Source organism: Micromonospora orduensis, from assembly GCF_006228125.1.
Lineage (GTDB): Bacteria > Actinomycetota > Actinomycetes > Mycobacteriales > Micromonosporaceae > Micromonospora > Micromonospora orduensis.
This window is the reverse complement of the sequence record NZ_VDFY01000151.1, coordinates 23,224-49,584: the sequence shown is the minus strand read 5'-3', so window position 1 is coordinate 49,584 and position 26,361 is coordinate 23,224. Positions and strand designations below refer to the sequence as shown.

Sequence of the window (26,361 nt, the reverse complement as noted above, 5' to 3'; positions counted from 1 at the left end):
GTGCCGCCCAGGCCGTAGCCGGGTTTGATCGGCTCGTCCGGGTGGCGGCTGACATGGGCGGATTCGGTGATCTGCGCGGACCAGTCGGCGTGCGCGGCGGCTGCGGCGTGCCGGTTGATCGCCTGGCGCAGCCAGCCGTCCACGGTTGCGGCCCAGTCCCGCTGCCCGGCGCCCGCGTGCCAGATCCGGAACCGGCTGATGCTCTGGTGGGTGATCCCGGCCAGCGCCAACCGCCGGTCCAGCCAGATGATCACCTCAAGGCCCGCCGAGTTCGTCACGAAGATCAGCTCAAGTTCGGTGATCGGCCCCGCGTAGAGCGGCCCCACCCAGTAGCCCCACCGCTGGTGCAGCGGCAGGGTGTGCTCCACACCCGGCAGCCCGCCCTCCTGCAACCCCGCCTGACGGATCGCGAAGCCCAGCGTGTCCAACGCCGCCAGGATGTGCTGCTGCGTGGGCACCGGATGCACGAAGACCGGCACCATGGCCCCCTGGTCCAGATCCGGGTCGACGGACACCTCGGTCCGCAGGCCCATCCGCAGACTCAGCAGCGGCACCCCGCCGAACATGGTCACCGGGATCTCCCACGGCAGCGGCATGGCGAAGTCGACCGCCCGCCGGCGACCCGCCGGTACGACGAACCGGCCGGCGATGGGCACCTGGTGGAACTGCATCAGCCGCCGCGGCGCCGCCGGATCGTCCGGCTCGACGGTGGTGACCAGGCCGAGCCGGATGTGGCGGACGAGCACGTCCTCGGGGCCGGCGGCCACTGTCACCCGCCCCGGCAGGCGCAGGCCCGGACGGGTGCTCGGGTTGGGAAGCGTGGTCTGCACGGACAGCCCGGTCCAACCGGACTCCCGCGACACCCCGGTCAGCCGCACCGCGCGCCTCCCTCCGGGGCGAGGCCCCGGCGGTCCCGCACCAGCCGTGCCTACCCGGTGGAGGTCACCTCAAGCCGGCCGGCCCGGCCGTGCCGCACAGCACGGCCGGGCCGCGCCGTCATCGCAATCTGCGCCCGCGCGGGACCGTGTCGGTCTCGTCGTCGAACTCGCCGATGACCTCCTCCAGCAGGTCCTCCAGCGCGACGAACCCGATCGGCCGGGCCGGGCCGCCGCCGTTGCGCACCAACGCGAGCTGCGACTGCCGGGCCCGCATCGCCGCCACCGCCTCGGTCACCGACGACGTCGCCGGCAGGGTGAACGCGTGCGTCATCAACTCCCCGGCGGTGGCGGCGCGACCGGTGGTGACCACCCGTACCGCCTCCCGCACGTGCACCAGGCCGCACACGTCGCCCGCCTCGTCCAGCACCGCCAGGCGGGACCGGCCGCTGTCGCGGCTGACCTCCTCGATGCGCTGAGCCGGGTCGTCGCGGCGGACGGTGACCATGGTGGCGAACGGTTCCATCACCTGGGCCACCGACGTGCCCTGCAACTCCAGCATGCTGGTCAGCAACTGGTGCTGCTCGGCGCCGAGCAGGCCGTGCTCACGGGACTGCTCCAGCAGGATCCGCAGCTCGTCCGGACCGTGCACCTGGGCGAGCTGGTCCTGCTGGTTGACCCCGAACAGCCGCAGGATCGCGTTGGCCAGGGCGTTGAGCGCGGAGAGCACCGGCCGGGAGACCCGGGCGAAGGCGCGGAACGGCAGCGCGAGCAGCGTCGCCGAGCGTTCGGCGTCGGTGATCGCCCACGACTTCGGCGCCATCTCCCCCACCACCAGGTGCAGGAAGGTCACCACGCCGAGCGCGAAGATCAGGGCGATCAGGTGACTGGCCGCGTCCGGCAGACCCACCGCGTGCAGCAGCGGGCTGAGCAGGTGCTCGATCGCCGGCTCGGCGAGGGCGCCGAGGCCCAGGGTGCACAGGGTGATCCCGAGCTGCGCGCCGGCCAGCATCAGCGACAGCTCGCGGACGCCGTCCAGCGCCGCCCGCGCCGCCCGACCGCCGTTCGCGGCCGCCTGCTCCAGGCGGTAGCGCTTGCTGGCCACCAGGGCGAACTCGGCGGCCACGAAGAACCCGTTCAGCGCCAGCAGGATCACCGAACTGAACAGTGCGATCCCGGGGCTCATGCGGTCACCTCGGGTCTGGTCAGCTGCAACCGCACCGAGTCGGCCACGTGCCGGTCCACGGCCAGCACCTCGACCAGCGCCCGGGGCTCCGCCTCGTTCTCCTCGCCGTCCGCTCCCTCGGGTTGCAGGCTGATCTCCAGCCGGTCGCCGACCTCCGGCACCCGGCCCAGCTCCCGCATCACCAACCCGGACAGGGTGTCGTACTCGGGGGCCTCGGGCAGGGCGATGCCGGTGCTGTCGGCGACCTCGTCGATCCGCCAGCGGGCCGGCACCACCCAGGACCCGTCGTCCTGCCGGGCCGGTGCCCGCTCCGGCGGGTCGTCCTCGTCCCGGATCGGGCCGACGAGTTCCTCGGCGATGTCCTCAAGCGTGATCACGCCGGCGAAGCCGCCGTACTCGTCGACCACGCACGCCATCTGCCGGTGCCCGGACCGCAGCCGGTCCAGCACAGTGGGCAGCGGCAACGTCTCCGGCACCAGCAACGGTGGCCCCGCCACCGCACTCACCGGGGTGGTCGCCCGCTCCCCCGGGGGTACGCCGAGCACGTCGGCGATGCCGACGATGCCGATCAGGTCGTCGACGCCCTCAGCGCCGCGTACCGGGAAGCGGGAGTGGCCGGTGTCGAGCAACTCGACCACCCGGCTCACCGGTTCGTGGGCCCGTACGGTGTGCACGTCGACCCGGGGCACCATGGCCTCACCGGCGGTGAGTTCGCGGAAGTCGAGTCCCCGGTCGAGCAGCGTGGACATCTCGGCGTCGAGGCTGCCCTCCTCGCGGGACTCGGCGATGATCTGCTCCAGGTCGGCGGGTGTGGCGCCGCTGGGCAGCTCCTCGATCGGCTCGATGCCGACGCGGCGCAGCAGCCGTACCGATGCCCGGTCGAAGAGCCGGATCAACGGCCCGGCGACGGCCAGGTAGATCAGGGTGGACCGGCTCAGCGCCCGGGCCAGCGGCTCGGCCCGCGCGATGGCCAGGTTCTTCGGGGCCAGCTCACCGAGGACCATCTGGACCACGGTGGCGATGATCAGGGCCAGCGCCACCGACAGCGGCAGGCTTACCGACTCGCTGACGCCGGCCACGCCGAGCAGCTCGGCGAGACCACCGCCCAGGTACGGCTCGGCGACGTAACCGACAAGCAGGGCGGTGACGGTGATGCCGAGCTGCGCTCCGGAGAGCATGAAGGAGAGCCGGCTGGTGACGGTCAGCGCGCGGGCGGCTGCCTGGTCGCCGTCGTCGGCGAGCTGGCGCAGCTTGCCCCGGTCGACGGCGACGTAGCCGAACTCCTGCGCCACGAAGTAGCCGGTGGCGGCAGTGAGAATGATGATCAGAAGGAGACCAACGACGATCAACACGGGTCGCTCAGGGCTCCCGGGGTCGTCGGTACGGGGATATGCCGGGCACGACCCGGCTGGCTACTGCTGCCCTCCTGGGCAGAAGAGTCGATCATGCTGTCATTTTATCGGCCCTGGCTGGGACTCCGCTGAGGGTGGGCCGAAGGCATCCGATCGTCCGGTTCACCCGCCGCGCCGGCCTCAGCCCGACCCCGCCGAACCGCCGCCCGATCCGCGGTCGGCCAGTTCGTCGGCGTCGAGCAGGTCCCGGTCCAGCCGACCGGACCGGTACGCGGCCCGGCCGATCATCTGTGCCGCGACCGGGGCGGTGGCCAGCTGGAAGACGGCCACCAGGACGATCATGCCGAGGTCCGCCATCGACCGCAGCCGCAGCGCGATGCCGAGCAGCAGCAGGAGCACGCCGAGCACCTGCGGCTTCGTGGCGGCGTGCATCCGGGACAGGGAGTCCGGGAAGCGCAGCACACCGATCGCGGCGGCCAGCCCGAGCATCGCGCCGGCGACCAGGCAGGCGGCGCCGAGCCAGTCCGCGACCGTCGCGATCACGCCGGCTCCCGTACGGCGAAGCGGGCCAGCGACACCGAGCCGACGAACCCCAGCAGGGAGAGCACCACGAGCACCGGCAGCGTGGTGGCGTGCCGGTTGACCGCCGCCTCCGCGCCCACCCCGGCGATCATGGTGGCGAGCAGCATGTCCGCGGCGATCACCCGGTCCAGCAGCGACGGACCCCGATAGAGCCGGGCCAGCGCCAGCAGCGCGGTCACCGACAGCAGCGCGGTGAGGACGACGGCCAGGACTGTGATCACGGGGAGGTTCCCTTCTCGACGGGTGGGTTGTCGATACGGCGCAGTTCGGCGGCGGAGCCGACCGCCCGGACGATCCGCCGCTCGAGGGCGAGCGTGCGCTCCCGGGCCGCGACCAGCTCCGCCGGCCCGTGGGTGTCCAACACGTGCAGGTAGAGCGTCGCGGACTCGCGGTCCATCTCGAGGACCAGCGTGCCGGGCACCAGCGTGACCGCCTCCGCGGTGAGCGCCATGTTCAGGTCCGTACGCACCCGCAACTCGACCCCGATGATCGCGCCGCGCGGCCGGCAGCCGGGCTGCACGGCGATCCGGGCGACGTGCAGGCTCGCGCTGACCAGCTCGGCGGCGAACCGGGAAGCGAACACCAGCAGCGCCCAGGGCCGCAGCCGGCCGCCGAAGGTGACCGCCGGCAGCGGGAAGAACACCAGCACCGCGCTGCCCACCAGCAGGCCACTGGCCAGGTTCGCCCAGCTGATCTGGCCCCAGAGCAGGTTCCAGACCAGCGCCAGCCAGCCGAGCGCTATCGCCTGGTCCCGCCACCGCCCGAACCGGCCACGCCGGGACGCGGACTGCTCGCCGACAGCCTCCCGTCCGCCGTCGCGCGGCCCGGTCACGGCACACCGTCCGGCAGGACCGCCCGCACGTACGGTGTGCGCGACAGCAGGTCGGTGGCGGCGTCGGTGGTGACGTCGAACAGCGGACCGGCCAGCACGGTCAGCACCAGACCGAACGCGACAAGGGCGACGGTGGCCCCGATCATCAGTCTCGGCAGTTGGACGACCGGGTCCCCGGTGGCGATCCGGGGTGCCCGCCAGAAGGCGATGTTCCACACCCGGGAGGCGACGTAGAGGGTGAGCAGGCTGGTCAGCGTGCCGGCCCCGACCAGCGCGAAGGGCAGCGCCCCGCCGGCCGCCACCCCGGCCTGGAGCAGCCCGAGCTTGCCGAGGAAACCGGAGAACGGGGGCACTCCCGCGAGGTTCATCGCCGGCACGAAGAACAGCACGCCGAGCAGCGGCGCGACCCGGGCCAGCCCACCGATGCGGCGCAGGTCGGTGCTGCCGGCTCGCTCCTCGACCAGCCCGGCGACCAGGAACAACGTGGTCTGGATGGTGATGTGGTGCACCACGTAGAAGATCGCGCCGGAGAGCCCGGCGGCGGTGCTCAACGCCACCCCGAAGATCATGTAGCCGATGTGGCTGACCAGGGTGAACGAGAAGAGCCGCTTCAGATCCGACTGGGCCACCGCGCCGAGGATGCCGACCAGCATGGTCAACCCGGCGACGACCATCAGCAGATCGTCGACCTGCCCGTCCGGGAAGAGCAGCGTCTCGGTACGGATGATCGCGTAGACACCGACCTTGGTGAGCAGCCCGGCGAACACGGCGGTGACCGGGGCCGGAGCGGTCGGGTAGCTGTCCGGCAGCCAGGCCGACAACGGAAAGACCGCCGCCTTGATCGCGAAGGCGAGCAGCAGCATCAGTTGCAGGGCCAACCGCACGCGGTCGGGCAGCGCGTCCAGGCGCTGGGAGAGCTGCGCCAGGTTGAGCGTGCCGGTGGCCAAGTACACCAGCCCCACGGCGGTCAGGAAGATCATCGAGGAGAGGACGCTGACGACCACGTACGTCGACCCGGTCCGGATCCGTGTCTCCGTACCGCCCAGCGTGATCAGCACGAAGCTGGCGACCAGCAGGATCTCGAAGCCGACGAACAGGTTGAACAGGTCCCCGGCGAGGAACGCGGTGGTGACACCGGCGGTGAGCACCAGGTACGTCGGGTGGAAGATGACCACCGGCGTGGTCTCGCCGGTCTCGCTGCGGCCCTGGCCGACCGAGTACAGCAGCACGCAGAGGGTCACCGCCGAGGAGACCACAAGCATCAACGCCGCGAGCTGGTCGGCGACCAGCACGATGCCCACCGGGGCAGGCCAGCCACCGATCACCATCACCACCGGCCCGTAGCGGTACGCCTGCACGAGCAGCACCACCGCGACGGTGAAGGTGCCGGCCAGACAGAGCACGCTTACCGCGCGCTGGATCCGGGGTTGGGTGGCCAGCAGCAGGGTCAGCGCCGCGCCGAGCAACGGCACCACCACCGGTAGCGGCAGGAGCGTTCCCATCACGCCTCTTCCCCGCGCCGCAGCCGGCGGCGGGCGGGTTCGGGATCCACCTGCTCCGGGTCGTCGTCCGGGCCCTCTCCGCCGAGGTCGGCGGCGCCCACCTCGTTGCGTTCGGCCCGGCGGATGATCTGCCGGTCCTCCAGGTCGTCGGGCACCTCGTCGTCACCGGTGAGAAACCAGCTCCGGTACGCGACGGCGAGCAGGAACGCGGTCAACCCGAACGTGATCACGATGGCGGTCAGCACCATGGCCTGCGGCAACGGATTGCTCATCTCGTCCACCGGGCCGGTGCCGACGATCGGCGCCCCACCGGCGCGTCCGCCCAGCAGGATCAGCAGGTTGACCCCGTTGCCGAGCAGGATCACACCGAGCAGGATCCGGGTCAGACTGCGTTCCAACAGCAGGATCACCCCGCAGCCGACAAGCACCGCGACCACGAGCACCAGCATCAGCGTGGGTCCAGCGCCCTCGGCGGTCATGAGCGCTCCCCCTTGTCGACGGCCAGCCCGCCCGCGGCGGTCCCGGTCGCCTCGATGTGCCGGTCCACCTCGGCGCCGAGACTGCGCAGGATGTCCAGCACCAGCCCGATCACGACCAGGTACACGCCGATGTCGAAGAACAGCGACGTGACCAGGTGCGCCTCGCCGATCAGCGGCAACGACTGGTTGATCTCGGCGCTCTCCAGCACCTGCCCACCGATGAGCAGGGCCACCACGCCGGAACCCACCGAGACGGCCAGCCCCGCGCCGAGGACCAGGCCGGCGCCGACCGGGGCCGCCTCGGTCAGCTCGTACCGGCCACCGGCGAGGTAGCGGACCACCAGCGCGAGACCGGCCACCAGGCCACCGGAGAAACCGCCGCCCGGCGCGTTGTGCCCGGAGAAGAGCAGGAACAGCGAGAACAGCACAACGGTGTGGAAGATCAGCCGGATGACCACCTCCAGCACTATCGAACGGCGTTCCTCGTAGAGGGTCGGCCCGCCGCGCAGCCACACCGGCCGGCCCGGCCTGTTGACCCGCCGGTCCGACTCCGGCCGTCGCGGTCGCGGCCCGGTGCGGGACCGCTCGAAGATCAGGCTGGCGACCCCTGTCGCGGCCACCACAAGCACCGCGATCTCGCCCATGGTGTCCCAGGCCCGGATGTCGACCAGGGTCACGTTGACCACGTTGCGGCCGTACCCGTGCGCCACCGCCAGATCCGGGAAGGCGGCGGAGATGTCCGGCGCGCGGCGGGAACTGGCCGCCATGAGGGCCAGCCCGGCCGCGACGACGCCCGCCGCCACCCCGATGGCCCGGCGGGTCCACCGGCTACGGCGCAGTGGCCGGGCCGAGAACCGCTCCGGCAGGCGGCGCAGCACCAGCACGAAGACGGCGATCGTCGCGGTCTCCACCAGGAACTGGGTGAGCGCCAGGTCGGGCGCGCCGTGCAGGACGAACAACATGGCGGTGCCGTAGCCGGTCATCCCCACCAGCAGCATCGCGGTGAGCCGACGGCGGGCACCGACCGCGAGCACGGCCGCCACCGCGATCACCACGACGACCACCGGTTGCAGCGGGCTGTCCCAGAGCGGGATCCGCGCCCGCCACGGGCTGGCGGCGATCATCGCGCCGCCGGGCAGCAGCACCAGGGTCACCAGGATGATGCCCAGGTACTGCGGCAGGGAGCCGCGTTGCGTCGCCCCGGTCACCTCGATGGCCAGCCGGTCGAACCGGCCCACCACCCACTCGTACCCCTGGTTGCCGCTCGTCGGCGAGCGGAGCCGGGCCAGCACCGGGGCGAGCGGCCCGCGCGCCGCGAAGAGCAGACCGCCGCCGAGAAGGGCCAGCACGGACAGGCCGAGCGCCGGGGTCGGTCCGGGCCAGAGCGCCAGGTGCGCGTCGACCCCGCCGAGCAGGTCGGCGTACGGGCGCAGCAGACCGTCCAGCCAGCCGGCGGCCGGGCCGGCGAGCAGCCCGACGCCGGCCAGCACGGCCGGCGGGGCCAGCATCGGGCCGGCGATCCTGCGGGCCGGCGGGATCGGTTCCACGCCCGACCGGTCGCTGAACGCGCCCCACAGGAAGCGGACGCTGTACGCCACGGTGAGCACCGTCCCGGCGACGAAGCCGGCCAGGAGCAGCGGCTGGTGGAGGAACGCCGCGAACACCGCCTCCTTGGCCACGAAGCCGACAAGCGGCGGCACACCGGCCATCGACGCGGCGGCCAGGACGGCGACCACGAACAGCGGCCGGGACCAGTGCCGCAGCCCGGACAGCTCGCGCAGGTCACGGGTGCCCGCGCCGTGATCGATGATCCCGACGACCAGGAACAGCGCCGCCTTGAACAGCGCGTGCGCCAGCAGCATCGCGACGCCGGCCAGGGCGGCGTCCGGGGTTCCGGAGCCGGTCACGGCGACCAGCAGACCGAGCTGACTGACCGTGCCGTATGCCAGCAGCAGCTTCAGGTCGGTCTGCCGCAGCGCCGCCCAGCCGCCGAGCAGCATGGTGGCCAGGCCGGCCACCTGCACGACGGGCCGCCACGGGCCGACCGTGGCGAGCGCCGGCGCGAGCAGCCCGAGCAGGTAGACGCCGGCCTTGACCATGGCGGCGGCGTGCAGGTACGCGCTCACCGGCGTGGGTGCCGCCATCGCCACCGGCAGCCAGGAGTTGAACGGCAGCACCGCCGACTTGGACAGCGCTCCGGCCAGGATCAGCAGCACCGCCGTGATCAGGTGACCGCCGCCGGGCAGCGGCCGGGTGGCGATCTCCGACCAGAGGTACGTGCCGGCGTGCTCACCCAGCAGGATGAACCCGACGAGCATGGCCAGCCCACCGAGGGTGGTGACGGTCAGCGCCTGCGCCGCCGCCCACCGGCTGGACCGCCGCTCGGTGCTGTGCCCGATCAACAGGTACGAGAAGATCGTGGTCAGCTCCCAGCCGACGTAGAGCAGCAGCAGGTCGTCGGCGAAGACCAGCAGGAGCATCGCGCCGGCGAACGCGACCAGGACGGCGGCGAACTGCGCCAGCCCGGCCGATCCGGAGTCGAAGTAGCGGGCGCTGTAGACCAGCACCAGCGCGCCTACACCGCCGATCAGCAGGGTCATCAGCCAGGACAGCGTGGTGACCCGCAGCGCGATGTCGAGGCCCAGCTGCCCGATCCACGGGTACGTCTCGACCACCGCCCCGCCGTGGTCCACGGCCGGCGTACGGGCCACCGCCCAGCAGAACGCGGCGGCGGGCGCCAGCGCCAGCGGGTAGCACGCGCGGGCACCCCACCACCGGACGAGCCGCGGCGCCGTGAGGGCCGCCACAAGGTGGAGGATGAGCAGTACCAGCACCCGTGCTCCCGGTCGAGGTGGCCGGCGCCGGTACAGCGGTGGCGCCTAGCAGCGATCAGACGCCAGTTGCGCGCCCGACGGAGCGTTTTGCCGGAATTCGCCCATTCATCGCCGTGCGGTGCCTCTGGGGCGAGCTGCCCCGCGACCGGCCGTGCTCAGCGCAGCAGGGCGTCGCCGACGGGCAGCGCGTCGTCCAGGGCGGGACGGTCGCGGTGCAGCTCGGCGAGCAGGTCGCGCCGGCCGAGCTGGCGCAGGACCTTGTCGACCACCCGCTCGGCGGCGGTCAGCGACCGCACCGACAGCAGCCGGCCGCGGCTCTCCCGACGCAGCACGAAGTAGTGGACGGCGGCACGGACCTGCCCCCGGTCGGCGGCGCTGGCCTGGGCGGTGGAGATGACCAGCTCCCGCAGGCAGCGGGCGAGGCGTTCGGCGAGCTCCAGCTCCGGCCCGTGCAGGCCGCCGCGGAGCGTGGCGAGGTGGCTGTCGACCTTGCGGATCAGCACATCGGTGCCGGGTGCGACATTCCGTTGCTCACCGGCCATCCGATTCCTCCCACCCGCTCGCGTTGCGAGTGAAGTTACTTTATGTTGCTCGTCACAAGCAAGCAGTTAAGTGAGACTTAACGTATTAAGCACGCATCTCGTGCATATTCCATGCAGCCGGACACATCCCGCCCTGGCCTGTTCGTGGTTGTCGTACCGGCGGGGCACGATGGAGCGGTGACCGGGGCAGAGGGAGATACGGGCGAGGTGCTCGACGGGTTCGGCCCCGCCACCCGCGCCTGGTTCGACGCCGCCTTCGCCGCTCCCACCGCCGCCCAGGCCGGCGCCTGGCGGTCCGTCGCCGCCGGCCGCAACGCCCTCGTCGTGGCCCCCACCGGCTCCGGCAAGACGCTCGCGGCGTTCCTCTGGTCCTTGGACAAGCTGGCCCGCGAGCCGGCGCCCGCCGAGGCCCGACAGCGGTGCCGGGTGCTCTACGTCAGTCCGCTCAAGGCCCTCGCCGTGGACGTGGAACGCAACCTGCGCGCCCCTCTGGCCGGCATCCGGCAGGCGGCGACCCGGCTCGGCGTCACGCCACCCGACATCACCGTCGGCATGCGTACCGGCGACACCCCGGCCGACGAGCGGCGGGCCTTCGCCCGCACCCCACCGGACATCCTCATCACCACGCCCGAGTCGCTGTTCCTGCTGCTCACCTCCGCGGCCAGGGATTCGCTGCGCGGCGTCCAGACCGTGATCGTCGACGAGGTGCACGCGGTCGCCGGCAGCAAACGCGGCGCCCACCTCGCCCTCTCACTGGAACGCCTCGACGAGCTGCTGCCCGCCCCGGCGCAGCGGATCGGGCTCTCCGCCACCGTCCGACCGATCGACGCCTGCGCCCGGTTCCTCGGCGGCGCCCGCCCGGTCGACGTCGTCCAGCCGGCCACGCCGAAGACCATCGAGGTCAGCGTGCAGGTGCCGGTGGAGGACATGACCCGCCTCGACGAGCAGGAGCAGCCACCGGAGGACGACCTCGGCGGTCCCGGGCCACGCCGCGCCTCGATCTGGCCGGCAGTGGAGGAGCGGGTCTTCACACTGATCGGGCAGCACCGCTCCACAATCGTGTTCACCAACTCCCGCCGCAGCGCCGAGCGCCTCTGCGCGCGGCTCAATGAGCTGGCTGCCGAGGAGGTGGCCTCCGCGTCGGCCGGTGACGCTGCCGGCGTACCGGACGGGGTGTCGTCGGCGGACGGCCCGGACGGGGGTGCGCGGCAGTGGGGCGGCCCGGCCGGTCCGCTGCGCAACCGACCGCCCGCCGAGGTGATGGCGCAGTCCGGCGCGGCGGCCGGCGCGGCGCCGGTGATCGCGCGCGCCCACCACGGCAGCGTGTCCCGCGAGGAGCGCAAGCACATCGAGGAGGCGCTCAAGTCCGGCCAGCTTCCGGCCGTGGTGGCCACGTCCAGCCTGGAGCTGGGCATCGACATGGGCGCGGTCGACCTGGTGGTGCAGATCGAGGCGCCGCCGAGCGTCGCCGCCGGGCTGCAACGCGTCGGCCGGGCCGGGCACCAGGTGGGCGCGGTCTCCCGAGGGGTGGTCTTCCCCAAGCACCGCGGCGACCTGCTCTCCTGCGCGGTGGTCGCCGAACGGATGACCGACGGCGCGATCGAGGAGCTGCACTACCCACGCAACCCACTGGACGTGCTCGCCCAGCAGATCGTGGCCATGGTGGCGTTGGAGCCGTGGCGGGTCGGCGACGTGGCCGTGCTGGTCCGCCGGGCCGCGCCCTTCGCCGAGCTGCCCGACTCGGCGCTGCACGCCGTGCTGGACATGCTCTCCGGCCGCTACCCGTCCACCGCGTTCGCCGAGCTGCGTCCCCGGCTGGTCTGGGACCGGGCCACCGACCTGCTCACCGGCCGCCCCGGCGCGCAGCGGCTCGCCGTGACCAGCGGCGGCACGATCCCCGACCGGGGCCTGTTCGGGGTGTTCCTCGCCGGCGCCGAACGGGCCGCCCGGGTCGGCGAGCTGGACGAGGAGATGGTCTACGAGTCGCGGGTCGGCGACGTCTTCCTGCTCGGCTCGTCGTCGTGGCGCATCGAGGAGATCACCCCCGACCGGGTGCTGGTCTCGCCGGCCCCCGGGCAGGCCGCGCGGATGCCGTTCTGGAAGGGCGACCAGCTGGGCCGTCCGGTGGAGCTGGGGCGGGCCATCGGTGCCCGGGTGCGCGGCCTGCTGCGGCAGACCGACGAGGCGGCGCTGGCCGCGCTGCGCGCCGGTGGGCTGGACGACTGGGCCGCCGGCAACCTCATGGCGTACCTGCGCGACCAGCGGGAAGCCACCCGTTCGCTGCCCGACGACCGGACCGTCGTGGTCGAGCGGTTCCGTGACGAGCTGGGCGACTGGCGGCTCGCCGTGCACAGCGTCCTCGGCGCGCGGGTCAACGGGCCGTGGGCTCTCGCGGTGGGCCGCCGGCTCGCCGAGCGGTACGGCATGGACGCCCAGGTGATGCCCTCCGACGACGGCATCGTGGTGCGCCTGCCGGACACCGCCGACGAGCCGCCCGGCGCGGACGTGGTGGTCTTCGAACCCGACGAGATCACCCAGCTCGTGGAGGAGACGGTGGGCACCTCCGCCCTCTTCGCGGCCCGTTTCCGCGAGTGCGCCGCCCGGTCGTTGCTGCTGCCCCGCCGCGACCCGCGCCGCCGCCAGCCGCTGTGGCAGCAGCGCCAACGCGCCGCGCAGCTGCTCGACGTGGCCCGCGAGTACGCGGACTTCCCGGTCACCCTGGAGGCCGCCCGGGAGTGCCTCCAGGACGTCTTCGACCAGCCGGCGCTGGCCGGCCTGATGCGTGACCTGGCCACCCGCAAGGTGCGACTGGTCGAGGTGGAGACCAGCGCGCCGTCCCCGTTCGCGCGGTCACTGCTCTTCGGCTACGTCGGCGCGTTCCTCTACGAGGGCGACGCCCCGCTCGCCGAGCGCCGCGCCGCCGCGCTCGCCCTGGACTCCACGCTCCTGGGTGAGCTGCTCGGCCGGGTCGACCTGCGCGAGCTGCTCGACCCGGCGGTGCTCACCGAGACCGACCGGCAGCTGCGCTGGCTGACCGAGCAGCGCCGTCCCCGCGACGCGGAGGACGTGGTCGAGCTGCTGCGGGTGCTCGGCGACCTCAGCGACGCCGAGCTGACCGAGCGGGGTGTGCCCGAGAGCTGGCTGACCGAGCTGGAGGCCACCCGCCGGGCGCTGCGGGTCCGGATCGCCGGCGAGCAGCGCTGGGTGGGCGTCGAGGACGCCGCCCGGCTGCGCGACGCGCTCGGGGTGGCACTGCCGGTCGGGGTGGCCGAGGCGTACCTCGCACCGGTGGCCGACCCGCTGGGCGACCTGGTGGCCCGCTACGCCCGCACCCACGGGCCGTTCGCGGCGGCGAGCTGCGCGGCGCACTTCGGGCTCGGCGTGTTCGTCGTCGAGCAGGCGCTGCGCCGCCTCGCCGCCACCGGTCGGGTGGTCTCCGGTGAATTCACCCCGGATTCGGCCGGCGCCCAGTGGTGCGACGCCGAGGTGCTGCGGATGCTGCGCCGCCGCTCCCTCGCGGCGCTGCGCCGGGAGATCGAACCGGTGCCGCCCCGGGCCCTCGCCACGTTCCTGCCCCGCTGGCAGCAGGTCGGTTCGTCCGCCCGCGGCGTGGAGGCGCTCGCCGCCACCGTGGAGCAGTTGCAGGGCGCGGCGGTGCCGGCGTCCGCGCTGGAGCGGCTGGTGCTGCCCGGTCGGGTCGCCGACTACTCCCCCGCCCAGCTCGACGAGCTGTGCGCCAGCGGGGAGGTGCTGTGGGCCGGGTCGGGGGCGATCTCCGGCGGGGACGGCTGGGTCACCCTGGCGTACGCGGACGCGGCGCCGCTGCTGCTCCCGCCGCCCGATGACGCGCTGACGCGTACCCCGCTGCACGACGCGGTGCTCGACGCGCTCGGCGACGGGCAGGCGCTGTTCTTCCGGCCGTTGGCCGACCGGGTCGGCTCGACCGACGACGCGGCGCTGACCGGCGTCATCTGGGACCTGGTCTGGGCCGGTCACCTCACCAACGACACCCTCGCTCCGCTGCGCGCGGTGCTCGGTGCCGGTGGGGCGCACCGCTCGCGGCCGTCCGCGCCGCGCACCCGCTACCGGCGGCCCGGTCGGGTGGCGCTGCCCACCCGGGGCGGCCCGCCGACGGTCGCCGGGCGCTGGTCGCGCCTGCCCGACCGGGACATGGACCCGACCCGCCGCGCCGCCGCCCTCGCCGACGTGCTGCTGGAGCGGCACGGGGTGGTCACCCGTGGCGCGGTCATGGCCGAACAGGTGGTCGGGGGGTTCTCGGCGGTCTACCCGGTGCTGTCGGCGCTTGAGGAACGCGGCGCGGCCCGCCGGGGCTACTTCGTCGAGGGGCTCGGGGCGGCGCAGTTCGCGGTGCCCGGCGCGGTGGACCGGCTGCGCGCCCTCGCCGAACCGACCGACGGCGCCCGGGGCCGGGGCGCGCCGGCGACGGTGCTCGCCGCCACCGACCCGGCCAACCCGTACGGCGCGGCGCTGCCCTGGCCGGAGCGGGTGGTCGACTCCGGTGACGGGGCCGCACCGGCGACCGGGCACCGGGCCGGCCGTAAGGCGGGCGCGCTCGTGGTGCAGGTCGGCGGCGACCTGGTCCTCTACGTCGAACGCGGCGGCCGGACGCTGCTCTCCTTCACCGACGACGCCGACACGCTCGCGGCGGCCGGCAAGGCCCTCGCCGACGCCGTGCACTCGGGGGCGTTGGGCGCGATGTCGGTGGAGCGGGCCGACGGCGAGGCCGTGCACTCCTCGCCGCTGCGTGACGCGCTGACCGCCGCCGGCTTCCGGGCCACCCCGCGCGGCCTGCGCCTGAGGGGCTGACCCGCACTCCTTCTCGCGCCGGCCGCTCTTCGCTTCGCCGGACGCAGCCGACCGCCGTGGAGCAGCCTCAGTGGCGGGCGGCGGCCGACCCGTTGCCGAACCCACCGCGCCCTCTTGAGGGGCCGGCCTGGGCGGGACGCACTCGATTGAGCGATATACCTCTGGGTCATAAATATGACTCACAGGTATATCGCTCAATGGCAGACCCGCTCCCGGGCCGAGGACGCGGCGGACCGGTGCTCAGCCGAGGCCGTTGAGGACCTTCTCGTAGCGGGGCCGCTCGGCGGCGGGGGTCTTCGCCTCCAGGTAGTTGAGGACCACGGCGCCGCGCCGGTACGACTGGCCGCCCCACGTCTCGGCGATGTCGCTGGCGCTGGTCTCGTCGGGAAACACGTACACCGTGACGGCATCGGTGGCGATGAGCTCGGAGCAGCCCAGACCCAGCCCGTCAGGTCCACAGTCGACCGATCGGTCCTTCGGGTGCGGCACCCTCAGGCCGGCGGCCTTGAACGCGTTGACGACCTGTGTGGCACCGGGCGCGCCGGGCGGGCGTTGGGGCAGCACCACCGGCGGCGGGTTGGCCGGCCGGCGCTGCGTGGGCCCCTGCGGCGCGACGGACGGTGGGAGCGCCGGAGACGCGGCACCACCGACGCTGGGTGGCGCTGCCGAGGGCGTCGGCGCGCTCGGAAGACCGGTTGCCGCCGGGGCCGATACCGGCGAGGCGGTGGGGGCCCCGCTCGACGGATCGGCGTCGTCACCACCGCAGCCGGCGGTGACGGCGACGGCGACCAGCAGGATCCCGACGGCGGGCAGGCTCCGAAGTGTCACCTGCGCAAGTCTGCCCAACCGCGCCCGGCAGCGGGAGTGGCTGGTCGGCCACCGTGCTGTCCCATATCCGCCAGCCGCGTCGACCACCAGCTGGCGGGCACGCTCCGGAGCCGGCGAGCGGACGCGAGGTGGACGGTGGACGGTGTCGAGGTGCGGGCGGCGGGACCCGCCGAGCGGACGGCGATCGACGCCCTGCACGAACGCGAGTGGGGTGGCCCGTACGTGGTCGCCCACGACACCGGCCACGACGTGCGTACCCTGCCGACCCTGGTGGCGCTTTCCCTGGTGGGCGAGCACGGCATCCCGCTGCACGACGAACTCGTCCTGGAACTGCGCACCGACGCTGAGGGTTAGCCTGCGGACATGTCCGTCACGCCCTGGATCTCACTGACCACCGACTACGGCCTCTCCGACGGTTTCGTGGCCGCCTGCCACGGGGTGATCGCCCGGATCGCGCCGGCGGCCCGGGTCATCGACGTGACCCACCTGGTGCCGCCGGCGGACGTGCGGCGGGGCGCGGCGGTGCTGGCGCAGACCGTGGCGTACCTGCCGGTGGCCGTGCACGTGGCGGTGGTCGACCCGGGGGTGGGCACCGCCCGGCGGGGCGTCGCGCTGGCCACCCCCAATGGGCTGCTGGTGGGTCCGGACAACGGGCTGCTGCCGGACGCCGCCGACGCGCTCGGCGGGATCACCGCAGCGGTGGAGCTGACCGAGCCGCGCTGGCAGGCCGCCCGGGTGTCCGGGACGTTCCACGGGCGGGACGTCTTCGCGCCGGTGGCGGCCCGGCTGGCGCTCGGCGCGGCGCTGGCCCAGGCGGGCACGCCTATCGACCCGGCCGGTCTGGTCCGGCTACCCCCGCCGGCGCTGACCTCGGACGATGACGGCTTCACCGCCGAGGTGTCGACAGTGGACCACTTCGGCAACGTCCAGCTGGCCGCGCCGGCGCACCTGCTCGATCCGCTGCCGGCGGCGCTGCGGGTCGGCCCGCCGGCCCCGGCACCGGCCCACCAGGCCGTCCGGGGCCGCACCTTCGGCGACGCCCCGGCTGGCGGCCTGGTGGTGTACGTCGACTCGGCCGATCTGGTCGCCGTCGCGGTCAACGGCGGGCGGGCGGTGGACCTGCTGCGGGTGGACCCGGGTGACGTCCTGCGGGTTTCCCGCTGATATTCGACTGTGGAATGCTGCCCCGGTGGGTGAACACGTAGTTCCCGTGGGCTGTCCGTGCTGTGCGTCCCGAACCGGCGGGGGGACCTGCCCGGTCTGCTTCTGGACCGACGACGGTCAGACCGACGCCGATGCGGACGCCGTCCGGGGCGGCCCCAACGGCGACCTGAGCCTGTCGCACGCCCGACTCAACTACGCCGTCTACGGTGCCAGCCACCCGCGCTACCAGGACATGGTGCGCCCGGCCCGGCCCGACGAGCGCCCCTGACGGCGCCCGACGGGGCGAGGGCCGGGTCAGCAGGCCGGCACGCTGCCGCCGTACACGCTGGAGATGTACGCGTGGCTGACGTACTGGCCGGTGGCCAGCCGGTTCCAGCGGGTGGTGGTGCGGTACGGGCCGGCCACCGACTGGCCGGTGACGTAGCACTGGAGCGGCACGTTGGCGAACCGGGCGGCGAGGCCACGGATCGGGTACGACGTGCTGGCGCCGGTGCGGATGTTCAGCGGCCCGTCACCGACCACACCGCGCGGTCCGCCACCGGTCCACAGGTAGGCGACGTCCACCCAGGCGTTGGTGGTCAGGTTCAGGCCGTCCCAGAAGGTGCCGTCGGCCAGGTCGATGCCGGCCGGGTTGAGCACGGTCCGCCCGAACTGGTCCTGCCCGCCGTTGTAGCCCGACTGGTAGGCGGCCTGCGCCTCGGGTCGGCCCTGCGGCAGGTTCTTCCAGTTCTCCGTACGGCCGACGGGTTCCAGTAGTCGTCGCGGGTGTTCCACGGGCCGACGTCCCAGACGGGGGCGTACTCGCAGCGGGAGCCCGTGGTGGTGCAGACCCGCACGGTGTAGTCGCCGGTGTTCAGGGGGGACAGGCCGCGCCGCGACGGTAGTGCCGCGAAGTGGTCCCGGGGCTGCACGCTGCGGCCGTTCGCGGTCAGCTCGCCGACCAGGCCGATGCGGGTGGCGTACACCCGGTAGGTGAGGCCCGGCGTGGCCGCGGACACGGCGGCGGTCGCGTCGGCGGTGAGCTGGACGCCCCGGACCGTCGCGGTGGTGCCGCCGGCGGGCGCGGTGAGCACCACCCGGGACTGCACCCGGCTCACCGGGCGGTCGAAGACCGCGCTGGTGGTGGCTGCCCGCCACTCGGTCCAGCCGCTGGCGCGCCATGCCCGGACCTGGGCCTCGACGGTGGCGCCGGCCGGCACGTCGGCGGCGACCTGGGCGCGGACCCGGGTGGCCGGGCGGGTCAGGGTGCGGGGCACGCTCAGCAGCATCCCCTCGGCGATGGCGCTGTGCGGGCTGCGCCCGGCGGGCCGGGTGTCGCGCAGCCGCAGCCCGGCGGCGGTACGACGGACGTTGACGTCGTCGCGGTCGACGACGGACAGGTCGGCGTTCCACAGTTCACCGCCCGGAGCGGCGGCGGTGAGGGTGAGCGGGCTGCCGGCGGCGGGGGTTTCCGGGATTCCGCTGGTGACGGGTAGGAGAGTGGCGGTGAGGGCGAGGGTGAGGGGGGCGACGAGGGCGAGGGAACGGATACGACATTGCGGCCTTGACATCAGCATTCTCCTCAGAACTCCCTGACCCTCGCATGTCGGGAGATCATGAGGAACCTGAGTACAAATAGCGACACATGCGAATCCTGTTCCAACGAGGGAGGATGGTGGGGTGCCCGAAGGCGACACCGTCTGGAACACCGCGCGCGTGCTGCACCGCGCGCTTGCCGACGCACGGCTCACCGGCAGCGACTTCCGGGTGCCGCAGCTGGCGACCACGGATCTCACGGGCTGGACGGTCCGCGAGTCGGCGAGCCGGGGCAAGCACCTGCTGCTGCGGCTCGCCGCCCCGGACGGGGCGCACTGGACCCTGCACTCGCACCTGCGGATGGACGGCGCGTGGCGGGCGTACGCGCCGGGTGAACGGTGGAACGGCCGGCCGGCGCACCTGATCCGGGTGGTGCTGCGCAGCCCCGGCGCGGTGGCGGTCGGCTACCACCTGCACGAGTTGGCGCTGGTGCCGACCGCCGAGGAGGACGGCCTGGTGGGTCACCTCGGCCCGGACCTGCTCGGCCCGGACTGGGACCCGGCCGAGGCGGTCCGCAGGCTCGGCGCCCACCCGGAACGGACCATCGGCGAGGCCCTGCTCGACCAGCGCGCGCTGGCCGGCGTGGGCAACCTGTACAAGTGCGAGGTGCTGTTCCTGCGCGGCGTGTCCCCCTGGACGCCGGTCGGCGCGGTGCCCGACCTGACCGGCATGGTGACCCTCGCGCAGCGGCTGCTCGCCGCCAACCGGGGTCGGTGGACGCAGAGCAGCACCGGTTCGCTGCACCGGGGGCAGACCAGCTACGTGTACGGTCGCCGCGCCCAGCCCTGCCGCCGCTGCGGCACCGCCATCCGCAAGCAGGAGCTGGGCGAACGCGTGACCTACTGGTGCCCGGTCTGTCAGCCGGAGCCGCCGGACGCCCCGCCGCCCGACTGACCACACCGGGGCCGACCGGGGCCGTCCCAGATACGGACGATTGGGTAATTCCTATCTGGCCGTCCGCGTCGCATGCTGCGGTTGAGTGCTCACCGACCGTCAGCAGAGCACCAGGGTCGCCACGCCGGGGTGGCGGGCCTCGTGCCCCGACCCGGGGAGAGTCATGGCGATCTTCCGCAGACTCCGCTCCACCTTCTTCGAGCGCACCAGCCGCGACAGCCACGTCAACGGCCGGACGGTTCCCGTCGTGCCGGCCGCGCGGACCGCTGAGCAGGGCGCGGGGACGACCGACGAGGTCGCTCCGACCACCAGCCTCGACCCGGCCGTCGTACCGCGCAGCTTCGGCCCGGTGCCGAACTTCGCGTACAGCCCCCGACCGGCACGGGACGCCGGCGGGCGGCCGGTGCCCGGCACCGGACTGCGCAAGTTCGTCGACGCCCTCCCGGTCCCGGGTCAGGTGGGCGGCGCGGGGCTCGGTGCGTACCTGCCGGTGGCCGTCCCGGACACGATCAGCTATCCGGGCTGCGACTACTACGAGATCGGCCTCCAGGAGTACGCGCAACGCCTGCACCGGGACCTGCCGGCCACCCGGCTGCGCGGCTACCGGCAGCTCAACCTCGGCACCGACGCGTCCGGGCACAACACGGTGGCGCCCCCGGAGCGGCCCTGGCACCTCGGCCCGATGATCCTCGCCCGGCGGGGCCGGCCGGTCCGGGTGAAGTTCATCAACCAGCTCCCCACCGGTCGGGGCGGCGAGTTGTTCCTCCCGGTCGACGACACGGTCGCCGGAGCCGGCCGCGGCCCGTTGGACGGCCCGGCGCCGTACCCGCAGAACCGGGCGGTGCTGCACCTGGCCGGGGCTCTGACCGGCTGGACGAGCGCCGGCAACCCCGGGCAGTGGATCACCCCGGCCGGGGAGATCACCCCGTACCCGACCGGCACCGGCGTGGCCCACGTGCCGGACATGCCGCCGCCGGGAGCTGGCGCCACCACGCTCTACTACCCGAACGAGCAGAGCGGCCGGCTCATGTGGTTCCACGACAACACCCACGGCCTGGCCCGACTCACCGTCTACGGTGGACAGCTCGCGCTCTACCTGCTCACCGACCCGGCCGAGGACGAGCTGGTGGCCGACCAGGTGCTGCCGGCAGACCAGCTGCCGCTGGTCATCGAGGACAAGACGTTCGTGCCGGACGACACCCAGCTCGCCGCTGAGGACCCGACCTGGGACCGGGAACGCTGGGGTGCCCGGGGCAGCCTCTGGCACCCCCACGTCTACCAGCCGCGACAGGACCCGTACCGCCCCGGTGGACGCAACCCGACCGGGCGGTGGGACTACGGCCCGTGGTCGGGCGCCCCGGCGCCGGGCGGCGTCGGCAACGCGCCGACGTCGGCCGGGCCGGTGCCCAATCCGCACCACGACCCGGTGGGAGCGCCGGACGAGCCACCCCTCGCGCCCGGCGTGCCGCACCCGTCCGCGGTGCCCGAGGCGTACGGCGACACCCCGCTGGTCAACGGCGTCGCCTACCCGTACCTGGAGGTGCGGCCCCGCGCGTACCGGTTCCGGATCCTCAACGCCTGCCTGGACCGCAGTCTCAACCTCCAGCTCTACCGGGCCTGCTCGGACGGGCCGATGTGGACCCTGGACGGCGCCCTGGTCGACGCCGAGGCCGGCGAGGTGCCGATGGTGCCCGCCCTGCGGGCGGCGGACCGGCCGGCGGGCTGGCCGACCGACGGACGGGACGGCGGGGTGCCGGACCCCCGCGCCGCCGGACCGGCGTTCGTCCAGATCGGCAACGAGGCCGGCCTGCTGCCCGCCCCGGTGGTGCTGGCGAGCCGACCGGTCGGCTACCGCTACGACCGGCTCGACCCGACCGTGCTGAACGTCGACGGGCACGCCCTGCTCCTCGCGCCCGGCGAACGGGCCGACGTGCTCGTCGACTTCTCCGCCGTGCCGCCGGGCAGCACGCTGATCCTGTACAACGACGCGCCCGCCCCGCTGCCCGGCTTCGACAGGCGCTACGACCAGCACAGCGACGCCCCCGACCGGACCGCCGAGGGTGGCCCGCCCCCCACCGAGCCGGGGTACGGCCCGAACACCCGTACCCTGCTCCAGTTCCGGGTCACCGGAGACGCGGAGCCGCCGTACGACCTGGCCCGGCTGCGCGACCGGCTCCCCCTGGCGTACGCGGCCAGCCAGCGCCCGCCGATCGTGCCGCAGCCGGCGTACGACGCGGCGTTCGGCACCCGGACGGCAACCGAGACGACGGTGCCGGTGCACGCCGGCACGGTGACCTTCACCCCGGCGGCCGGCACCGGCCCGGTGACCCTGCCGGTGGAGGTCAAGGCCGTACAGCAGGTCTTCGAACCCGACCATGGGCGGCTGGCCGGCCGGCTCGGCGTGGGGCACCCGCACGCCGGGCCGCTGACCCCGGTGACCCTCCCCCTCGGCCCGACCGACCCGGTCACCGAGGTGCTGTTCGCCGCCGACCCGGCCGTGCCGCTCGGGGCGTCGACCGACGGCACGCAGATCTGGCGGATCAGCGGCAACGTCCGGCAGACCGAGCCGCTGTGCTTCGGCGGCTGCGACGTGCAGGTCGTCAACCGGGTCGGCTGGGACGGCGCGCTGCGCGCTCCGCACGGCGCCGAGCTGGGCTGGAAGGACATCGTCCGGGTCAACCCCCGCGAGGACGTGGTGGTGGCGCTGCGCCCCGTCGCTCCGACCCTGCCGTTCAAGCTGGGCGACAGCGTGCGGCTGCTCGACCCGGGCCGCCCGGCCGGCGCCCGGACCGGCTCGACACCCGTCAGCCCCGTCGACGGGCGGCCCGCCGTGGTGGTGAACCAGCTGGTCAACGTGGGCTGGGAGTACCGCTGGCACAGTCAGCGCGCCGCCCACCGCGACCTGGGGATGAGCCGGCCGTTGGTGCTGCGGGTCGCGCCGAAGGCGCCCACCGGGCTGACCGCCACCCCGGTGCCCGGCTCGGCGACCGCGCTGCCGGCGATCGCGCTGGCCTGGACCGGCAACGGGGGCCGTCCGCCCGCCACCAGCCACGTCCTGCAACGGGCCACCGACGCGACGTTCGGTGGCGAGGTCACCACCATCACCGTCGCGGCGACCGCCACCCGCTACACCGACGCGACGGTCACCCCCGGGGTGACGTACCACTACCGGATCCGGGCGGAGAACGCGGTCAGCTACTCGTCCTGGTCGAACAGCGTGCCCGCCTCGGTGCACCTGACCGCCCCGGTCGGCGTCGTCGCCACGATCCTGCCGGCGGCACCGCTGCGGGTGGCCCTGCGCTGGACGAACAGATCCTTCGCCACGGGTATCGACGTGCAACGCGCCACCAACCCGACGTTCAGCAGCGGCCCCGGCACCACGGCGATCGGAGTCGGCACCCACCACCTGGACGTCGCGGTCGCGCCGGACACCACCTACTACTACCGGGTCCGGACCACCTACCTGGGCGCCGCGTCGGCCTGGTCGACGGTCGCCGCGGTGAGCACCCCACCCGCGCCGGGCATCCCGAGCGGGGTCAGCGCCACGGCCAGCGCGCCGGGCCCGGACACGGCGACGGTGGTCCTGGGCTGGACGGCGGACACGAGCGTCGGCTCAGGGTCCGGGTTCATCGTGCAGCGGGCACTGGACCCGGCGTTCGCCCGGGAGGTCGCGACCTTCACGGTGACCGGTCGCGGCTTCACCAACACGGGGCTGACCCGGGGCGTGACCTACCACTACCGGATCCGGTCGTTCAACGTCGTGGGCAGTTCGGCGTACACCGGCCCGGTCTCCGTCACGACGCCACCGTGACCGTCGCCCGGTCAGCGGGTGGGCGCGCGCAGCGGGGTGCCTGCGGTGCGCAGCTCGGCCAGCGCCGAGGCCACGCCGTGCAGCAGGTCGGTGGCCTCGGTGAGCCGGTCGGCAGCCGGGTGGGCGGCCTGCGGCCGGGCGTCCTCGGCCAGGTAGCCGGCGGCGGCCACCACGAGCCGTTCGTACGCCGCGACACCGCTCTCCAACTGGGCGGCCAACGCGCCGTGCGCCTCGGCCAGCGGCGGGCGCGCGTCGGCCGGGGCCAGCCGCAGCGCACGTTCGACGCTTGCCACCCGGGCGGCCAGCTCGCGCAGCGAGCGGTCGGCGGCGGCGGCCTCCAGCACGGCCGGCTCGGCGAGCCCGGTGAGTCGCGGCGCCATCCCGGCCAGGGTGAGGGCCGCCCGATCCAGCCGGGCCCACGGCGCACCGGCGCTGGTGCCCCGCAACGCCACCCGGGAACGGACCCGGCGGACCTCGGCCAGCACACCATGGCCGACCGGCAGCCGCTCGACGGCCGCCACCAGCCGTGCCCTGGACCGGGCCGCGGCCTCTGCCGGGTCCAGTGCCGGGGGCGCCGGTCGGGCGGCCAGCGCCCGCAGATCGATCCACCGCCAGGCGGCGAGCGCCACCGCGCTGCCCGCGGCACCGGCCCAGGCCGCGTCGGGCAGACCGAGGCCGGCGTACGGGGTCAGCACCGCGGCGGCGCCACCGAGCCCACCGGCCAGCACGCTCCACCGCCGGGCCGACCGGCGCAGCCGATCCAGCCGGCGGAAGTACCGGGTTCGCTCGTCTGCCACCTGACCTCCTCGGATGAGACGTTCAGCTGGCGGCGGTCGGGTCGCCGGTGTTGCGCTCGCGGGCCATGCTGGCGCGCAGCTCGTCCAGCCGGGCAGCGGCGGCGGGGTCGGCCGCCTTCTCGGTCTGCGGCGCGGCCGGTCGCTGCGCGGCGCCGAGCTGTTCCCCGGCCATGCTGGACCGGATCTGCTCCAGCCGGGCCGAACCGGCCGAGTCGATTGTCGCCTTCTGGATCTCCAGCATGCGGCCCTCGACCGAGTTACCGGCGAGTTCCGCGCGGCCCATCGCGTTGGCGTACCGCCGCTCGATGCGGTCCCGCACCTCGTCCAGGGACGGGGTGTTGCCGGGAGCGGTGAGCGACGACATCGACTCCAGCGAGCGGGCCACCGTCTCCTGCATCTTGGCCTGCTCCAGCTGGCTGAGCAGCTTGGTGCGCTCGGCGAGCTTCTGCTGGAGGATCATCGAGTTGTTCTCGACCGCCCGGCGGGCCTGCGCGGCGGCGCCCAACGCCTGGTCGTGCAGGGTCTTGAGGTCCTCGGTGGCCTGCTCGGCGGAGACCAGCTGGGTGGCGAGGGTCTGCGCGGACTGCTCGAAGCGCCCGGCCTCGGCCTCGTCACCCTTGGCCCGGGCCTGGTCGGCGAGCACGAGCGCCTGCCGGGCGTTGCCCTGCAACCGCTCGACCTCGGACATTTGGCGGGACAGCTTCATCTCCAGCTGGCGCTGGTTGCCGATGACCGCGGCGGCCTGCTGGACCAGCGCCTGGTGCTGCCGCTGGGCGTCCTCGATGGCCTGCTGGATCTGCACCTTCGGATCGGCGTGCTCGTCGATCTTGGCACCGAAGAGCGCCATCAGATAGTTCCAACCCTTGACGAACGGGTTCGCCATCTCCGCGGTATCCCCTCAGTCGCGTCACTCCACCCGCGGTCGGGACCGGACGAGCCGGCCGACCGCGACCCCGGCCGGTCTCCATCGTCCCAGCCGAACGCCAGCACGGCATCCGTACCGGGCGGTCGACGGCACCGGCAGCTCCTGTGGGCAACCCTACGCGGCTGGGGCCACCTCGCCCATGGTCAACCGGGAGGACGGCTCAGGCGGCGCAGACCACGTCCCGGTCGCGCTCGGTGGGGCGGACCCGGGTGCTGCGCAGAGTCGCCTTGAGCGGCGACTCGTGGCGGACCGAGACGGCGACCTTGCCGTCGGAGGTGACCTGACGCACGCCGCGGTTGGTGCTCTTGCGGACGGCGGTCGCCGCGCCGACGGGCGTGGCCTCGGCCGGCTCGTCCTGCATGTCGACGAGCACGCCGGGCATCTGCTCGGCGAGCGCCACGGTGTCGCTCACCTCGCGCAGCAACTCGGACAGGCGGGCTCCGAGCGCGTCACAGATCGCGGCCAGCAACTCGCTGGACGGCTCCTTGTGCCCCCGCTCGATCTCGGAGAGGTAGCCGAGGCTGACGTTCGCCGCGGTGGACACCTCGCGCAGGGTGCGGTGCTGCCCCTGCCGGCGCGCCCGCAGTGCGTCACCGATTACCCGGCGTAGCAGGACCATCGCACCTCCCCCTGAGGGATACTTCTCGCTCGGCGTCGGGCAGCCGGCCGCGGCGGACCGCGCCGGCTCCGAGCGTCGGAGCCTTCCCGCAACCGTACCCGCTGCGGGCCCGTGCGACATCCCGCCCCGCCCGTCAGATGACCCGCGACGGCTCACCGGTGGCCGGCGCCGGCCGAGTCACGGGTCGCGTCGTCGGCGTGGATCCGCTCGGTGAGCAGCCGCAACGCCTCGGTCACCGCCGCCGACCGGATGTGGTCCCGCCCGCCGTCCAGATCGAGTTCGCGGACCTCGCCGCCGTTCGGGCCGGCCACCGCGACGTAGACCAGGCCGACGCGCTTGCCGTCCTGCGGCTCCGGACCGGCGACCCCGGTGGTGGCGATCCCCCAGTCGGCGCCGCAGCGCTGCCGGCCACCCTCGGCGAGCGCCGCCGCGACGTCCGGGTCCACCGGCCCTCGCTCGTCGAGCAGCCCGGTCGGTACGCCGGCCAGCGTGGCCTTCAACTCGGTGGCGTAGACGACCAGCCCGCCCCGGTAGATCCCGCTGACCCCGGCGATCTCCACTATCGACGCGGCCAGCAACCCACCGGTGAGCGACTCGACCGTGGCCAGCGTCTCGTGCCGCTGCGAAAGGCTGTGCACGGCGCCTGCCGCCGGACTGCCCACCGGCGGCTCAGATCCCTGATCCTTCTGCATCGAACCGTCCTTCCCACTCATCGCCACCCAAACCTCCCGATCCGA

The 26,361-nt window shown here is 74.0% G+C and carries 23 protein-coding genes; 6 read left to right on the top strand and 17 right to left on the bottom strand.

The features are described from left to right. The 10 genes from FHG89_RS13955 to FHG89_RS13910 form a co-directional block, all read right to left on the bottom strand. Positions 1 to 878, bottom strand: an 878-nt coding sequence (locus FHG89_RS13955) for a sporulation protein (RefSeq protein WP_139584808.1), incomplete at its 3' end; no start/stop codon positions are given. Between the two features lie 118 nt (positions 879 to 996). Next, positions 997 to 2,061 (bottom strand): hemolysin family protein, encoded by a 1,065-nt coding sequence (locus FHG89_RS13950; RefSeq protein ID WP_139584807.1) that lies wholly within the window; start codon positions 2,059 to 2,061, stop codon positions 997 to 999. Beyond that, positions 2,058 to 3,413 carry a hemolysin family protein gene (locus FHG89_RS13945; RefSeq protein ID WP_139584806.1) on the bottom strand — a complete coding sequence of 452 codons (1,356 nt, stop codon included), beginning with the start codon at positions 3,411 to 3,413 and terminating at the stop codon, positions 2,058 to 2,060. Before FHG89_RS13945 ends, FHG89_RS13950 begins: the two co-directional genes overlap by 4 nt. Before the next feature lie 180 nt (positions 3,414 to 3,593). Then, positions 3,594 to 3,953, bottom strand: coding sequence for a monovalent cation/H(+) antiporter subunit G (mnhG, locus tag FHG89_RS13940; protein ID WP_139584812.1), 360 nt, complete (start codon positions 3,951 to 3,953; stop codon positions 3,594 to 3,596). Then, positions 3,953 to 4,216 (bottom strand): MrpF/PhaF family protein, encoded by a 264-nt coding sequence (locus FHG89_RS13935; RefSeq protein ID WP_139584805.1) that lies wholly within the window; start codon positions 4,214 to 4,216, stop codon positions 3,953 to 3,955. The genes mnhG and FHG89_RS13935 overlap by 1 nt, the downstream gene beginning before the upstream one ends. Then, positions 4,213 to 4,827, bottom strand: coding sequence for a Na+/H+ antiporter subunit E (locus FHG89_RS13930; RefSeq protein WP_139584804.1), 615 nt, complete (start codon positions 4,825 to 4,827; stop codon positions 4,213 to 4,215). The genes FHG89_RS13935 and FHG89_RS13930 overlap by 4 nt, the downstream gene beginning before the upstream one ends. Further along, the gene (locus FHG89_RS13925; RefSeq protein WP_139584803.1) at positions 4,824 to 6,329 is read right to left on the bottom strand and encodes a Na+/H+ antiporter subunit D; all 1,506 of its coding nucleotides are present in this window, start codon (positions 6,327 to 6,329) and stop codon (positions 4,824 to 4,826) included. The genes FHG89_RS13930 and FHG89_RS13925 overlap by 4 nt, the downstream gene beginning before the upstream one ends. Then, positions 6,329 to 6,808, bottom strand: coding sequence for a Na(+)/H(+) antiporter subunit C (locus FHG89_RS13920; RefSeq protein WP_139584802.1), 480 nt, complete (start codon positions 6,806 to 6,808; stop codon positions 6,329 to 6,331). The genes FHG89_RS13925 and FHG89_RS13920 overlap by 1 nt, the downstream gene beginning before the upstream one ends. Beyond that, complete coding sequence (locus FHG89_RS13915) at positions 6,805 to 9,642, bottom strand: Na+/H+ antiporter subunit A (protein WP_139584801.1); 2,838 nt, start codon at positions 9,640 to 9,642, stop codon at positions 6,805 to 6,807. The genes FHG89_RS13920 and FHG89_RS13915 overlap by 4 nt, the downstream gene beginning before the upstream one ends. Before the next feature lie 155 nt (positions 9,643 to 9,797). Next, positions 9,798 to 10,184, bottom strand: coding sequence for a hypothetical protein (locus tag FHG89_RS13910; protein WP_139584800.1), 387 nt, complete (start codon positions 10,182 to 10,184; stop codon positions 9,798 to 9,800). Positions 10,185 to 10,361: 177 nt separating this feature from the next. Here FHG89_RS13910 and FHG89_RS13905 point away from each other — a divergent pair, with 177 nt between their 5' ends. After that, positions 10,362 to 15,011, top strand: coding sequence for an ATP-dependent helicase (locus tag FHG89_RS13905; RefSeq protein ID WP_139584799.1), 4,650 nt, complete (start codon positions 10,362 to 10,364; stop codon positions 15,009 to 15,011). Positions 15,012 to 15,251: 240 nt separating this feature from the next. Here the strand turns inward: FHG89_RS13905 and FHG89_RS13900 are convergent, their stop codons facing one another. Further along, positions 15,252 to 15,839 (bottom strand): hypothetical protein, encoded by a 588-nt coding sequence (locus FHG89_RS13900; RefSeq protein WP_139584798.1) that lies wholly within the window; start codon positions 15,837 to 15,839, stop codon positions 15,252 to 15,254. Positions 15,840 to 15,974: 135 nt separating this feature from the next. On the opposite strand from FHG89_RS13900, the gene FHG89_RS13895 reads away from it, so the two are divergent. The 3 genes from FHG89_RS13895 to FHG89_RS13885 are packed head-to-tail and all read left to right on the top strand — an operon-like array spanning position 15,975 to position 17,271. Beyond that, positions 15,975 to 16,193: a hypothetical protein gene (locus FHG89_RS13895; protein ID WP_139584797.1), complete on the top strand. Its 219-nt coding sequence runs from the start codon at positions 15,975 to 15,977 to the stop codon at positions 16,191 to 16,193. 9 nt (positions 16,194 to 16,202) lie between these two features. Beyond that, positions 16,203 to 17,003 (top strand): SAM hydrolase/SAM-dependent halogenase family protein, encoded by an 801-nt coding sequence (locus FHG89_RS13890; RefSeq protein WP_139584796.1) that lies wholly within the window; start codon positions 16,203 to 16,205, stop codon positions 17,001 to 17,003. Positions 17,004 to 17,028: 25 nt separating this feature from the next. Next, on the top strand, positions 17,029 to 17,271 hold the full coding sequence (locus tag FHG89_RS13885; RefSeq protein WP_225854764.1) for a CPCC family cysteine-rich protein: 243 nt from the start codon (positions 17,029 to 17,031) through the stop codon (positions 17,269 to 17,271). 26 nt (positions 17,272 to 17,297) lie between these two features. Here the strand turns inward: FHG89_RS13885 and FHG89_RS33715 are convergent, their stop codons facing one another. Continuing rightward, positions 17,298 to 17,642, bottom strand: a complete 345-nt coding sequence (locus FHG89_RS33715; RefSeq protein WP_244295424.1) for a hypothetical protein — start codon at positions 17,640 to 17,642, stop codon at positions 17,298 to 17,300. Further along, entirely contained in the window at positions 17,588 to 18,553 is a 966-nt protein-coding gene (locus tag FHG89_RS13880) for a hypothetical protein (RefSeq protein WP_244295423.1), read from the bottom strand. Before FHG89_RS13880 ends, FHG89_RS33715 begins: the two co-directional genes overlap by 55 nt. A gap of 109 nt (positions 18,554 to 18,662) precedes the next feature. On the opposite strand from FHG89_RS13880, the gene FHG89_RS13875 reads away from it, so the two are divergent. Together FHG89_RS13875 and FHG89_RS13870 are read left to right on the top strand one after the other, a co-directional pair. Continuing rightward, a complete protein-coding gene (locus tag FHG89_RS13875) occupies positions 18,663 to 19,472 on the top strand; it encodes a DNA-formamidopyrimidine glycosylase family protein (protein WP_139584795.1) in 810 nt (269 codons plus the stop codon). A 163-nt stretch (positions 19,473 to 19,635) separates the two neighbouring features. After that, on the top strand, positions 19,636 to 23,283 hold the full coding sequence (locus FHG89_RS13870; protein ID WP_139584794.1) for a hypothetical protein: 3,648 nt from the start codon (positions 19,636 to 19,638) through the stop codon (positions 23,281 to 23,283). An 11-nt stretch (positions 23,284 to 23,294) separates the two neighbouring features. Here FHG89_RS13870 and pspM read toward each other — a convergent pair whose 3' ends face one another. From pspM to FHG89_RS13850, 4 genes are all read right to left on the bottom strand, one after another. Next, the gene (gene pspM, locus FHG89_RS13865) at positions 23,295 to 24,080 is read right to left on the bottom strand and encodes a phage shock envelope stress response protein PspM (RefSeq protein WP_139584793.1); all 786 of its coding nucleotides are present in this window, start codon (positions 24,078 to 24,080) and stop codon (positions 23,295 to 23,297) included. Between the two features lie 22 nt (positions 24,081 to 24,102). Further along, entirely contained in the window at positions 24,103 to 24,963 is an 861-nt protein-coding gene (locus tag FHG89_RS13860) for a PspA/IM30 family protein (protein WP_139584792.1), read from the bottom strand. A 202-nt stretch (positions 24,964 to 25,165) separates the two neighbouring features. After that, the gene (locus FHG89_RS13855; protein WP_139584791.1) at positions 25,166 to 25,624 is read right to left on the bottom strand and encodes a helix-turn-helix domain-containing protein; all 459 of its coding nucleotides are present in this window, start codon (positions 25,622 to 25,624) and stop codon (positions 25,166 to 25,168) included. Positions 25,625 to 25,776: 152 nt separating this feature from the next. Then, positions 25,777 to 26,316 (bottom strand): CinA family protein, encoded by a 540-nt coding sequence (locus FHG89_RS13850; protein ID WP_139584790.1) that lies wholly within the window; start codon positions 26,314 to 26,316, stop codon positions 25,777 to 25,779. Positions 26,317 to 26,361 lie beyond the last annotated feature (45 nt).

Excerpts from the sequence above, each read along its gene's own strand:
- FHG89_RS13870 (WP_139584794.1), top strand. The coding sequence starts at position 19,636 with ATGGCGATCTTCCGCAGACTCCGCTCCACCTTCTTCGAGCGCACCAGC.
- FHG89_RS13910 (WP_139584800.1), bottom strand. The coding sequence starts at position 10,184 with ATGGCCGGTGAGCAACGGAATGTCGCACCCGGCACCGATGTGCTGATC.
- FHG89_RS13925 (WP_139584803.1), bottom strand. The coding sequence starts at position 6,329 with ATGGGAACGCTCCTGCCGCTACCGGTGGTGGTGCCGTTGCTCGGCGCG.
- FHG89_RS13950 (WP_139584807.1), bottom strand. The coding sequence starts at position 2,061 with ATGAGCCCCGGGATCGCACTGTTCAGTTCGGTGATCCTGCTGGCGCTG.
- FHG89_RS13850 (WP_139584790.1), bottom strand. The coding sequence starts at position 26,316 with ATGCAGAAGGATCAGGGATCTGAGCCGCCGGTGGGCAGTCCGGCGGCA.
- FHG89_RS13855 (WP_139584791.1), bottom strand. The coding sequence starts at position 25,624 with ATGGTCCTGCTACGCCGGGTAATCGGTGACGCACTGCGGGCGCGCCGG.
- FHG89_RS13860 (WP_139584792.1), bottom strand. The coding sequence starts at position 24,963 with ATGGCGAACCCGTTCGTCAAGGGTTGGAACTATCTGATGGCGCTCTTC.
- FHG89_RS13890 (WP_139584796.1), top strand. The coding sequence starts at position 16,203 with ATGTCCGTCACGCCCTGGATCTCACTGACCACCGACTACGGCCTCTCC.
- FHG89_RS13920 (WP_139584802.1), bottom strand. The coding sequence starts at position 6,808 with ATGACCGCCGAGGGCGCTGGACCCACGCTGATGCTGGTGCTCGTGGTC.
- FHG89_RS13880 (WP_244295423.1), bottom strand. The coding sequence starts at position 18,553 with ATGTCAAGGCCGCAATGTCGTATCCGTTCCCTCGCCCTCGTCGCCCCC.